Source organism: Stutzerimonas kunmingensis (assembly GCF_002929225.1).
In the GTDB taxonomy this organism is placed as follows: domain Bacteria; phylum Pseudomonadota; class Gammaproteobacteria; order Pseudomonadales; family Pseudomonadaceae; genus Stutzerimonas.
Genome location: NZ_PISM01000018.1, coordinates 1 through 12,091, shown reverse-complemented (window position 1 = coordinate 12,091; position 12,091 = coordinate 1). Strand labels below are relative to the sequence as shown.

Annotated in this window: 11 protein-coding genes and 1 pseudogene; 7 read left to right on the top strand and 5 right to left on the bottom strand. The window is 57.5% G+C overall.

The window, feature by feature from the left end:
- Positions 1–4: 4 nt before the first annotated feature.
- The 6 genes from CW305_RS10595 to CW305_RS10570 all read left to right on the top strand — a co-directional run bounded on the left by CW305_RS10595 (position 5) and on the right by CW305_RS10570 (position 8,419).
- Positions 5–2,227, top strand: a complete 2,223-nt coding sequence (locus tag CW305_RS10595) for an McrB family protein (RefSeq protein WP_104097870.1) — start codon at positions 5–7, stop codon at positions 2,225–2,227.
- Positions 2,227–3,366: a 5-methylcytosine-specific restriction endonuclease system specificity protein McrC gene (mcrC, locus tag CW305_RS10590; protein WP_104098201.1), complete on the top strand. Its 1,140-nt coding sequence runs from the start codon at positions 2,227–2,229 to the stop codon at positions 3,364–3,366. Before CW305_RS10595 ends, mcrC begins: the two co-directional genes overlap by 1 nt.
- A 320-nt stretch (positions 3,367–3,686) precedes the next feature.
- Complete coding sequence (locus CW305_RS10585) at positions 3,687–4,580, top strand: site-specific integrase (protein ID WP_003291594.1); 894 nt, start codon at positions 3,687–3,689, stop codon at positions 4,578–4,580.
- 192 nt (positions 4,581–4,772) lie between these two features.
- Complete coding sequence (locus CW305_RS10580; RefSeq protein ID WP_104097869.1) at positions 4,773–5,012, top strand: ribbon-helix-helix domain-containing protein; 240 nt, start codon at positions 4,773–4,775, stop codon at positions 5,010–5,012.
- A complete protein-coding gene (locus CW305_RS10575; protein WP_017246347.1) occupies positions 5,012–5,422 on the top strand; it encodes a putative toxin-antitoxin system toxin component, PIN family in 411 nt (136 codons plus the stop codon). The genes CW305_RS10580 and CW305_RS10575 overlap by 1 nt, the downstream gene beginning before the upstream one ends.
- Positions 5,423–5,425: 3 nt before the next feature.
- The gene (locus CW305_RS10570; protein ID WP_003299771.1) at positions 5,426–8,419 is read left to right on the top strand and encodes a Tn3 family transposase; all 2,994 of its coding nucleotides are present in this window, start codon (positions 5,426–5,428) and stop codon (positions 8,417–8,419) included.
- A gap of 12 nt (positions 8,420–8,431) precedes the next feature.
- Here the strand turns inward: CW305_RS10570 and CW305_RS10565 are convergent, their stop codons facing one another.
- The 3 genes from CW305_RS10565 to CW305_RS10555 are packed head-to-tail and all read right to left on the bottom strand — an operon-like array spanning position 8,432 to position 9,290.
- Positions 8,432–8,644: a GDCCVxC domain-containing (seleno)protein gene (locus CW305_RS10565; protein ID WP_003089113.1), complete on the bottom strand. Its 213-nt coding sequence runs from the start codon at positions 8,642–8,644 to the stop codon at positions 8,432–8,434.
- A gap of 7 nt (positions 8,645–8,651) precedes the next feature.
- Entirely contained in the window at positions 8,652–8,927 is a 276-nt protein-coding gene (merP, locus tag CW305_RS10560) for a mercury resistance system periplasmic binding protein MerP (RefSeq protein ID WP_003150552.1), read from the bottom strand.
- A gap of 12 nt (positions 8,928–8,939) precedes the next feature.
- Positions 8,940–9,290, bottom strand: a complete 351-nt coding sequence (locus tag CW305_RS10555; protein WP_003089115.1) for a mercuric transporter MerT family protein — start codon at positions 9,288–9,290, stop codon at positions 8,940–8,942.
- Positions 9,291–9,364: 74 nt separating this feature from the next.
- Here CW305_RS10555 and merR point away from each other — a divergent pair, with 74 nt between their 5' ends.
- Positions 9,365–9,763 carry a mercury resistance transcriptional regulator MerR gene (gene merR / locus CW305_RS10550; protein ID WP_003089120.1) on the top strand — a complete coding sequence of 133 codons (399 nt, stop codon included), beginning with the start codon at positions 9,365–9,367 and terminating at the stop codon, positions 9,761–9,763.
- Between the two features lie 84 nt (positions 9,764–9,847).
- Here merR and CW305_RS10545 read toward each other — a convergent pair.
- Positions 9,848–10,705, bottom strand: a pseudogene (locus CW305_RS10545) (IS5-like element ISPst7 family transposase); the annotation flags it as partial.
- Between the two features lie 172 nt (positions 10,706–10,877).
- Positions 10,878–11,798, bottom strand: a complete 921-nt coding sequence (locus CW305_RS10540) for a cation diffusion facilitator family transporter (protein ID WP_037041098.1) — start codon at positions 11,796–11,798, stop codon at positions 10,878–10,880.
- Between the last annotated feature and the right edge of the window lie 293 nt (positions 11,799–12,091).

Sequence of the window (12,091 nt, the reverse complement as noted above, 5' to 3'; positions counted from 1 at the left end):
AGGCATGGACGACAAGAAGAACGGCCCGTCTACCAGTACTACCTGGTTCGTCGGCGCGAGCTACGGCGGCAAAGATGACCAGATGCCACGGTTCCTGGAGAACGGCATCTGGGAGAATGGCTACGACGATAAACTGCTCGACATGGTCCGTGCCATGCAGCCGGGTGAGCGGATCGCCATCAAGGCGGCCTACACGCGCAAGCATGGTCTGCCCTTCGATAATCGGGGCCGTACCGTCTCAGTGATGGGCATCAAGGCGATTGGCACGATCACCAAAAATCTGAATGACGGCAAACGGGTGAAAGTGGATTGGACTCAAGCCGGTCCCGTTCGTGAGTGGTACTTTTACACTCATCGGGGAACAGTCTGGGGCGTTCAGCCTGGTGACTGGATGAACGATGCGCTTATCGCATTCGCGTTTGACGGTGTCCCGCAGGATATGGATCGCTTTCGCAATGAGCCTTTTTGGCGAGAGCGTTACGGTACGATTTCTCCGGAAAAGCAGCGCTTCGCGTGGACGGACTTCTACGAGGCAGTGGCAGAAAAACTGCTGTCCTACAACGAGAATCGTACTCCACTCATAGAGGGCATCCACGAGATCGCCTCCCGTGTGCCGGGTTTGACCTATCTGCAAGACAAATTTCCCGATGGAACCAGTGGCCCGCTTCAGGATATTTGTCCGTTCACTGCGATGGGTATCTTTAACCGGTCCATGACCGATGCCAACCGCAAGAGCATCGCGGGTGAACTTGCCAAGTTTCTGGGTGTGACGGTGCCAGTGCCGCCTTCATTCGAAGGCATTCCTGTTCTGAACAACCAGCGCTCTTGGTTTTTTTCCTATGCCGACAAGCGTGGCGCGGGCGACATTGATGCCTTGTGGCATGTCTTCGCTGCCGCCAGTAAGTTGGAGGAGAGCGATCAATCGGAAGATAGAGACCCATTCATCCAAGCCTATGATGCTGCTACTCAGGTGTGGGGCGTGGCATGGAATCTTTCAACTGGCTTGTACTGGGCGCATCCCTGGGATTTCTTGACTCTTGATAGTCAGTCTCGTCACTACATCAATAAGCGGCTTGGATTGAGTATCGAGATCACTGCCCAACAAGGTCCCTGCGATGGGCAGGCTTATCTGAAGCTACTCGACAACTTGCGTTCGCGCTTCAGCGAGGACGACTATCCCGTCCACAGTTTCCCGGACCTCTCGCTGGCGTCCTGGATGTACAAGGATCCGGTCGACGAGTCTGTATCTACTGGCGATGGCGGTAGCAGCGCCACGGAAGAGCAGCAAGCTGAGGGGGGCGTTCATGAAGCCTTCCAGGTGGCCGCGCCCATCGTTCCTTACTCAGTGGAAGATATTCTCAACGAGGGCTGCTTCCTTGATCGGGCCGAAATCGATCTTCTGCTCGACCGCCTGCGCACCAAGAAAAATCTAATCCTGCAGGGGCCTCCGGGTACCGGTAAGACTTGGCTGGCCAAGCGGCTGGCGTTTGCGTTGATGGGGCAGAAGGACGACAGCAAAGTCCGGGCAGTGCAATTCCACCCGAATCTGTCCTACGAAGATTTTGTGCGTGGCTGGCGCCCAACTGGTCAGGGCAAATTGTCCCTTGCTGATGGGGTGTTCATGGAAGCCATCAAGGCTGCTCGAAAGGAGCCGTCATCTAAGTTCCTCGTCGTGATCGAGGAGATCAACCGTGGCAACCCTGCCCAGATCTTCGGCGAATTGCTGACACTGTTGGAGGCTGGGAAACGCACACCCAGCGAGGCGCTTGAGTTGTGTTACCCGGACGCTGATGGCGTGCGACGACCGGTTCATATCCCTGAGAACCTATACGTAATCGGTACGATGAACATTGCAGACCGTTCGCTGGCACTGGTGGATTTAGCGCTGCGCCGTCGTTTTGCATTCGTCGGACTGGAGCCAAGACTGGGCTCGGTTTGGCGACAGTGGGTGGTCAAGTCGTGCGGCATAGATGAAGCACTGGTAACCGAAATCGAACAACGTATCGCCGACCTGAATGAGCGTATCGCGTCAGATGCTCGGCTTGGCAAGCAGTTCCGTATCGGCCACAGCTATGTAACACCGGTACATCGTGTTGAAGCCGGGGATACCAAAAAATGGTTCCGGCAAGTAGTGGAAACGGAGATTGGTCCGCTGCTGGAAGAGTATTGGTTCGACGCGCCCGATGAAGCACATAAGGCGACTGCGCAGCTGATACAGGGATGGTGATGACTGCCTTTGCAGAGCAGGTAGAAAACTTACCTATAACCCCTGAGGGGTTCATCGGGCGTATTCCGGTGCGCAACCTCTGGCTGCTGATGCTCTATGCCTCTGACCTGTTTCGCACCAGCGGCATCGGCAAGGTCGGCTTGGAAGATAGCCCAGACGAGTTACCGGATTTAGTTGCGGAGATTCTTGCTCATGCGGTTGAGGAGCGACAGCGGCGCCGCTTGAGTCTTGGATATCGATCTCGTGACGCGGTGATCAATCGTGTGCGTGGCCGGATCGATGTGCTGGCTACCGAGCGCCATCAGTTGATGGACAGGGGGCTTGTGGCGTGTCGATTCGATGAACTCACCATCAATACTGCACGTAATCGTTTCGTGCGCTCAGCATTGGAATCTATCTCCAGGATCGTCAGCAGGAAGGATATTGCACATCGGTGTCGTGCACTTGCGGCTGGCATGAAGGCGATGGGTGTATCGGGTGACGCGCCGACCCGCGCCCAGATGAGCACCGATCGCTTTAGCCGTAACGATGCGGACGACCGGTTCATGGTGGCGGCCGCAAAGCTGGCATTCGATTTAGTGCTACCTACGGAGGCCTCGGGTACGAATGTGCTCTCTCTGCCAGACCGAGAAGTAACTTGGGTGCGCCGCTTGTTTGAGCAGGCGGTGGGCGGCTTCTACGAGGTTGTGTTGAGCCCGATCGGCTGGAAGGTGCTGTGCGGCGGCAAGATGAACTGGCAAATCGAGCAGAAGACGACGGGAATCGACAAAATTCTGCCGACTATGCGAACTGACGTCGTGCTCGACCACCCGTCAACCGGGCAGCGGATCGTCATCGATACTAAGTTCACCTCGATTGTTACGAGCGGTTGGTACCGTGAGGAAACTCTGCGCAGCGGATACGTGTACCAGATCTACGCCTATCTGCGCTCTCAGGTTGGGCGCGGCAATGCGCTTGCAGATCGCGCGAGCGGATTGTTGTTGCATCCTGCGATCGGCGAGATGGTCGACGAGACAGTAGTAATCCAGGGGCACAGCATTCGATTTGCCACTGTGGACTTGACGGCAGCTCCTGAGGAGATCCGAGCACAGCTGCTGCGGCTCTGCGTGCCAGACCACGTGACGATGACGAGCTCGTGAGCGAACATGCAAAAAAACTGGCAAGGCGTTTCCTCTGCTGAGCTTATCCGCCGGATTTTCAACTTCCTCTAGCGATTCGTTAAGCTTTTAGTATGAATGCTCGGAGCTGTGATGGGCAATTACCGGTAAGTGGTTCGTCCTTGGCCAACGAACCAAAGTCCGGAATGCGATATAGAAAGGATAGAATTTTTGCACCTTTGCAATGTTTGGCTTTTGGGGTTATATAAAAAATAATGCTCTGGTTGTTGTTTTTTTGTTTTCGTATTTGCAATAATTGATTGTGTGGCATGTGTCACGCAAATAATAATTAGAAGAATAATATGAATGCAGAGACTCAAAGCGCCTATATTAGTTTGGCCAGTAATTTTTATGCGACTCGGATGCAGGGCGTTGAGCTTGATGAGCTCAATATTATTGGTGCTTTACTACGGGCGGCCCCTGATTACCGCCCGGATTATTATCGGCGCCTACGTAACGCTTTGGCGTTTGATCAAAAGCATCGAGGAAATTTCTGGGCTGCCCAAGAAATCAATCGTACGCTCAATCCGGTCACTGTGTTAAATCTGCCGCGAAAGAAAAAGCAGCGACGTCCGCAGAAGCTTTCTACCGCTGATTTCGAAGCGTGGCTACGGTGTCTGGCTGAACGAGATATGCCTGTCGAAGCGGGAGCTTTAATGGTGATATCTCTTACCGGAGCGCGACCATGCGAGCTTAACGGAATTTCTATCGATGGCCGGCGCATCCATATATCCGGTGCAAAGCTTAGCCACAACGGTTTACGCGGCGCTAGCCGAACGCTTGAGGCTGATGGAGACGTCTGCAATATCTTGAGAAACGCTCTCGCTGCTTTTAAATGTCAGCCGCGCAGTATGGATTCAATACGCGTTGCGCTTCACCAAGTCGCTACTGAGCTATTCGGTAGGAGGAAGGTGCCGAGTATGTACACACTTCGTCACCAGTTCGGCTCAAATCTGAAAGCCTCAGGCATGTCCGCAATAGAAATGGCATACGTCATGGGGCACCAGGCTACCGATTCGATTAGCCGCTATGGCGATAAAAGATTTGGACGTGCAGAAGCGGTTAAGGTTAAGCCTGCAAGCGATGCTGACTTTTCAAAGGTGAGAGATACAGTGCCTGCTCGAATGCGTGCGGACGCCGTGGCTCTTAATGATCAGCGAGACTTGGATCGTAGGACTGAGGTCGCTGACGGCTGAGGTGATGTGGTCATTTCAGCGGACAATCATGAATTCCTTAGGCTATAGAGCGTTTGTATCTAGCTCTGGTTTTGATAGCGGTTTCCACCTTTACGTCGTCAACGCTCAGGTATCTGTTCGTTTTGTCGAACCATTGCATCGCCCTTTGTGATTGGCGTATAAACACACAAACACCTATTAGCGGAGAACGCTATGAATACCATTCGCTGGAATGTCGCCGTCTCGGCCGACACCGACCAGTCGCTTCGGATGTTTCTGGCCAGCCAGGGCGGCGGCCGTAAGGGCGACCTGTCGCGCTTCATCGAAGAAGTGGTACGGGCACACATCCTGGAGCTGAGCGCTGAGCAGGCCAAGGCCGCTAACGCCCATCTGAGTGAGGCAGAATTGACCAACGCGGTTGACGAAGCGCTCGACTGGGCACGTAAGCGCTGATGCGGGTCGTGTTGGATACCAACATCCTGTTCAGCGCCCTGATCTCGCCACATGGCGCGCCCGATGCGATCTACCGTGCCTGGCGGGCGGCGCGTTTCGAGGTGGTGACCTCGCGGATGCAACTCGATGAAATTCGTCGAGCCAGCCGCTATCCCAAGCTTCAGGCCATCCTACAGCCCGCCAAGGTGGGCGCCATGATCAATAACCTGCAACGGGCTGTGGTACTGGAGCGCCTGACCATCGAGGTCGAAGCCGATGATCCGGATGACTCGTTTTTGCTGGCCATGGCCTTGGCGGGCGATGCGGACTACCTGGTAACCGGTGATCGCCGCGCCGGCCTGCTGCAACGCGGGCACATCGAACACACGCGGATCGTCACGCCCGCCGTGTTCTGCGTCGAGGTGCTGTGATCAATGCCGGTCGGTTTTCTGACTCAAGAGCAACGCGACGGTTTTGGCCGCTATGTTGATTCGCCCAGCCGTGAAGAGCTGGAACGTTACTTCCACCTGAGCGATGAAGACCGTGAAGCCATCCAGGTGCTGCGGGGTAACCATAACCGTCTGGGTTATGCCGTTCTGCTGACCACCGTCCGCTTCGTTGGCGTTCTGCCGGACAAGCCCGCCGCCGTGCCGGTGGAAGTCCTGCAGGTGCTTTGCCGACAACTGGCGATTCCAGACCCCGACTGCCTCCAGCGCTATAGCGATCATCGCCGCTGGATACATGCCACCGATATTCAGAACCGCTTTGGCTATCGTCATTTCACCGATCCGGGCATCGGCTTTCGCTTGAGCCGCTGGCTGTATGCCCTCTGCTGGACGGGCACCGACCGGCCGGGAGTGCTGTTTGAGCGAGCCACCTCGTGGCTGTTCACACAGAAAGTCCTCCTGCCTGGTGTGTCTCAACTAGAGCGCTTTATCGCCCAGTTGCGCAGTCGGGTCGAAGAACGCCTCTGGTTTACGCTGGGCCGCAGCGTGACTGAGGAACAGCGATTGCAACTGCAAGACTTGCTGACGGTGGCCGAAGGCAACCGCAGCTCCCGGCTGGATCAATTGCGCTCCGGCCCGGTCATGGTCAGTGGCCCCGCGTTGATTCGGGCACTGCGCCGGCTCGATGACGTGCGCGGCATCGGCATCACCTTGCCGGCGGCGGCGCACATCCCTCCCAGCCGTATCGCCGCCCTGGCCCGCTTCGCCAACACGGCCAAGGTCACCGCGATTAATCGGCTGCCGGCGTCGCGGCGGATGGCGACACTGGTGGCCTTCGCACTCTGCCTGGAGGCGACTGCGCACGACGACGCACTGGAAGTCCTGGAGGCCTTGCTGCGCGACCTGTTCAGCAACGCGGAGAAGGCCGACAAGAAAGCCCGCATGCGCAGCCTGAAAGACCTGGATCGGTCGGCCGCGACGCTCGCCGCCGCGTGCAAGGTCGTGCTGGACAGCTCGATCAGCGATGACAACGTGCGCGCCCGGCTGTTCAACGACCTGCCGAGGACCACCCTGGAAAAGGCCCTGGAAGAGGTCAACGCGCTGATCCGCCCGGTAGATGACGTCTATTTTCTTGCATTGGAAGCGCGCTACCGCAGCGTGCGCCGCTTCCTGCCCGACCTGCTCAAGCACATCCGCTTCGGCTTCAGCCCGGCCGGCAAGGGCGTGGCGGCTAGTCTGGAGTGGCTGCAACTGAACCTGCCGCGCCGGAAGCCAGAGGATGACGCGCCGCAGGAGATCGTGGCCAAGGCTTGGCAGAAGCACATCACCCGCGAAGATGGCTCCCTCGACATGGGTGCCTATGTGTTCTGCACGCTCGATGCGCTGCGCACGGCCCTGCGCCGCCGCGATGTCTTCGTCTCGCCCAGTTGGCGCTATGCCGACCCGCGCCTTGGCCTGCTCGACGGTGCCGAATGGCTGGCGGCGCGACCGATCATCTGCCGGTCACTGGGCCTGACCATCGACGCCAAAACCACCCTGGACGCCTTGTCCGTCGAGCTGGATGCAACCTGGCTGGCAGTAGCCGCGCGCCTGCCCGACAACCCGGCGATTCAACTGAGCGAGAACACCGAGGGCAAGACCGAACTGTCGCTCGGGGCGCTGGACAAGCTGGACGAGCCCTGCTCGTTGCTGCAACTGCGGGCGGCCGTGTCTGACCTGATGCCGCGTGTCGATCTGCCGGAAATCCTCTTGGAAATCGCCGCCCGCACTGGCTTTTCCGAGGCCTTCACCCATGTCTCCGAACGCAATGCACGCGCCGACAACCTGGTCACCAGCCTCTGCGCGGTGCTGTTGGGCGGGGCCTGCAACACCGGCCTGGAGCCCTTGATCCGCACCGACAACCCGGCGCTGCGCCGTGACCGGCTGTCCTGGGTCAGCCAGAATTATATCCGCGACGACACCCTGTCAGCGGCTAACGCCATCCTGGTCGGAGCGCAAAGCCAACTGGAACTGGCCCAAGTCTGGGGTGGCGGCGAGGTCGCCTCCGCCGATGGCATGCGCTTCGTCGTACCGGTGCGCACCGTGCATGCCGGCCCCAATCCGAAGTATTTCGGCACCGGCCGGGGTGTCACCTGGTACAACCTGATTTCCGACCAATTCTCCGGCCTCAACGCCATCACCGTGCCCGGCACGCTGCGCGACAGCCTGGTGTTGCTGGCGGTCGTGCTGGAACAGCAGACCGAGTTGCAGCCGACGCAAATCATGACCGACACCGGGGCCTACAGCGATGTGGTGTTCGGGCTCTTCCGCCTACTTGGCTACCACTTCAGTCCGCGGCTGGCCGATGTCGGCGGTACCCGCTTCTGGCGCACGCGCCCGGACGCGGACTACGGCAAGCTCAACGGGCTGGCCCGCCAGTCGGTCAAACTCGACCTGATCGCCGAGCACTGGGACGACCTGCTGCGCCTGGCCGGCTCGCTCAAACTCGGCCGGGTGCCGGCGACTGGCATCATGCGCACGCTGCAAACGGGAGATAGACCCACCCGGCTGGCCCAGGCGCTGGCCGAATTCGGGCGGATCGAAAAGACTCTGCACACGTTGACCTATATCGACGACGAGTCCAAGCGCCGCGCCACCCTGACCCAGTTGAACCGAGGCGAAGGCCGGCACAGCCTGGCCCGCGCCGTGTTCCACGGCAAACGCGGCGAGCTCCGCCAGCGCTACCGCGAAGGCCAGGAAGACCAGCTCGGTGCTCTGGGCCTGGTGGTGAACATCATCGTGCTGTGGAACACCCTCTACATGACGGCGGCCGTGGAACGGCTCAAGCAGCACGGCTATCCAGTGCTGGAAGAGGATTTGGCCCGGCTATCGCCGCTGATCTACGAGCACATCAACATGCTCGGGCGGTATTCCTTTGCGGTACCGGAAGAAGTTGCGCGCGGCGAGCTGCGGCCACTGCGTAATCCAGACGACGACCTGTGATCCCCCTAAACGCTATGAGCAACACCCAAGCTGCTGCTGGATCGGCGGGCACTTCACCGAGCCGAACGAACAGAAAACGCAGCAATCCCCTGGGTTGGGGCGCAGCAGCGCCTTGCAGTTGCTGCACTCGTAATAGAACTGGCAGGCGTCCGTGGGCATGGTTTCCGGCTTGGCGAAGCCGCAGCGCGGGCAAGTCAGCACGGACTCAAGGACAATGGCGCTCATCGTGACCTCACTTCTGCACTGTGGAGGGGTATCCCGCGTTCGCGGTCGCCTCAGTCAGTGCCTCGGGCTGGGCCTTATCGGGATCGTAGGTGACGGTCGCCGTCTTCTGGTCGAAATTGACCTGGACGTCACTCACGCCGGACACCTTCTCCAGCGACTTCTTGACCGTGATCGGACAGAGTCCGCACGTCATGTTCTGCACGTCGAGCGTGACGGTTTTCGGGGGAGCCGCCAGCGCCACGAAGGGCAAGGCGAAAAGCACGGCGATCAGCAGTTTGCGCATGGTTAATCTCCTTCAGTAGAACAGCGGGGCGAGCCACGGCACGGCCAATAGGCCGAGCAGCAGCACGCTGACGATCCAGAACACGAGTCGCTGTCGCACGAGCGTGCGCGGATCGGCGCAGGGTGTACCTGGCGTACAAACCTGTGGCACCAGGTAGAGCTTGCGGAATGCCAATCCCAGGAACAGTAGAGTCAACCCGATGAAGAGGGGGCGTAGTGGCTCCATCATGGTCAGAGCGCCCACCCACGTACCGCCGACACCGAGTGCCAACAGCACCAGTGGCCCGACACAGCACACCGACGCACCGATGGCGGTCAGCGAACTCGCGACCAGCGAGCCTTTCCCGGTGAGTTGCATCCCCATTCCCATCTCCTGAGCCTGATTGCCTAGGTGCTATTCTAAACTCCGTACCAAAGTACGGAATCAAGGAGAAAGTGATGGCCACAGAGCTGACCATTGGCAAGCTGGCAGACGCCGCCGGGGTGAACGTCGAGACGATCCGCTACTACCAGCGACGCGGGCTGCTGGATGAACCAGCCAAACCCTTGGGTGGCCATCGGCGCTATCCGGTGGACATGGTGAAGCGACTGCGTTTCATCAAGCGGGCTCAGGCGCTGGGTTTCACGCTCTCGGAAGTCGGTGGACTGCTGACGCTGGATGAGTCGTGCGCCTGTGCCGAAACGCGAGCACGGGCTGCACGCAAGCTCGCGTTGATCGAGCAGAAGATGGCCGACTTGGTCGTCATGCAGCAACTGTTAGGCGAACTGGTGCAGCAATGTGATGCGGGAGACGGCGGAACGATCTGCCCGATCATCGAGGCACTGATCAGAGAGTAATGCCTGGCGGGTGAGCTGGAGATCGGAAAGCCCCTTTACGGTGGGATTCAGAGCTTACGTTGGTTTTTGGTTCCATTGCTCCCCAAACCCCAACTGCCGCTTGATCACCCGAAACGGGTGCTCAACCTTGGCCCGTACCTGAGCCTTGGCTTTCTCGATCTTGCGTCTGGCTTTGTACAGCGCGCTGCTCTTGCCCAGCTTTTTGTAAGTGCTGCGCCGTGCTGCCACCTGCCAAATCACTTCGCGGCCATCATGCTCGGCACGCTTCTCGACGCCGGTATAACCCGCATCGGCGCAGACCACGTTTTCCTCGCCATGCAGCAACTTGTCGACCTGGGTGACGTCCGCCACGTTAGCCGCCGTACCTACCACGCTATGTACCAGGCCCGATTCGTCATCGACGCCGATGTGGGCCTTCATGCCAAAGTAATACTGGTTGCCCTTCTTGGTCTGGTGCATCTCTGGGTCGCGCTTGCCGTCTTTGTTCTTGGTCGAACTCGGCGCATTGATCAGCGTGGCATCGACGATGGTGCCTTGGCGCAGCGACAGGCCACGGTCACCCAGGTAGCCATTGATCACGGCCAGGATGCCAGCAGCCAGTTCGTGTTTCTCCAGCAGGCGACGGAAGTTGAGGATGGTGGTTTCGTCGGGGATACGCTCCAGGCTCAGCCCCGCGAACTGCCGCAGGATGGTGGTCTCGTACAGTGCCTCCTCCATCGCTGGATCGCTATAACCGAACCAGTTTTGCATTAGATGAACCCGCAGCATTGCCATCAACGGGTACGCCGGACGGCCACCTTCACCCTTGGGGTAATGCGGCTCGATCAGGGCAATCAACCCCTTCCACGGCACCACCCGATCCATCTCGATCAGGAACAGCTCTTTGCGGGTCTGCTTGCGCTTGCCGGCGTACTCGGCATCGGCGAAGGTCATCTGCTTCATCAGAAAACTCGGTGGGTGGCGTTCGGCTATTTTGCCAAAATCAGAAAGTCTTTTTCAGACTGTCCCTAGCATGTCTCTGGTCGATGACATAGCGGCAACGAGTGATGTCACAAGTTCACTCCGGTTGATATCGAGCTAACTGTCTAGCAACAGCGTTGAGCGCAAAGCAGGCTTATGCTTCGCTGCGATGACTGTCGGCCTGCCTGGTGTCGATACAAACACTGCCGTCTAGTTCCATTTCAAGTGTCGAGTGGCTGACTTTGAATTGCTCATGAAGTACTCGTTTTAAATCAGTCTTTACTCGTTCAATTTCGGGCAGGCTAGCCTTCTTGATGACAACGTGAGCTTCCAATGCAGTTGAATGTTCGGCAATTTCCCAGACATGTACGTGGTGAACACTCACAACGTCGTCCACTTGCTCCATGACATTGATTATATCAGTGATGGAAACTCCTTCTGGTGCGCCCTCCATTAACAAGTGAATGGTTTTAGGCAGCATGCTAAAGCCCTGCCAGAGCACGTACCCAGCAATCATCAGTGTCAGGACAGTATCCGTCCAGTACCAGCCATACAGAAGAATCAATGTTCCGGCAATAATAACCCCGACGGAGGCCAGCGCATCCGACACATTGTGCAGGAATGCCGCCTTTATATTCATGCTATTCTTAGACATTGTGTAGGTGAGCAAGGCCGTGACGACATCTACAATCAAGGCTATTCCCGCCACCACGACCACTGTCCATCCTTCAATGGGCTGTGGGGCAAAAAACCGACCTATAGCTTCGTAGATGAGGTAGAGACCAACGATAATCAGCGTGACCAAGTTAATCAAAGCCGCTATGGTTTCACTGCGTCGGTAGCCGAAGGTTTTAAAAGCATCTGGCGGTTTGCGACCGATTTTACGTGCGATGAGCGCAATAACCAGTGATGCGGCATCGCTCAAGTTATGTAGCGCGTCAGCTATGAGCGATAAACTGCCAGAAAGTATTCCTCCAACAACTTGTGCCAGAGTTAGCACAGTATTAACGCCAATGGCAGCGATTAAACGCTTATCGCCTATGGCTTCGGTGTTATGGTTATGTTCGTGAGCCATTGGTTTTTAACCGTCCTTAAATAACATAAGTCAAGGATAGGGAGCCCAAAAAAAGTAATAGATAATACTAGCACCAATACCATCTGGCCTTCCAAACCACACTGACAGAAATGGGACCACTCTCAAGCGAGTTCGTGCATTATCGTCTGAAACTTGCCGATAACTGGCCGATCCCTCTCAAACGTTAAACGACGTTGCTCGCTAATGATAGATGATACGGCGTCAATCCGAGGATGACAAAATTGTAATCTTCCAATCATTCTTTTCGTAGGATAGGCCCTTGCAGATTGGTG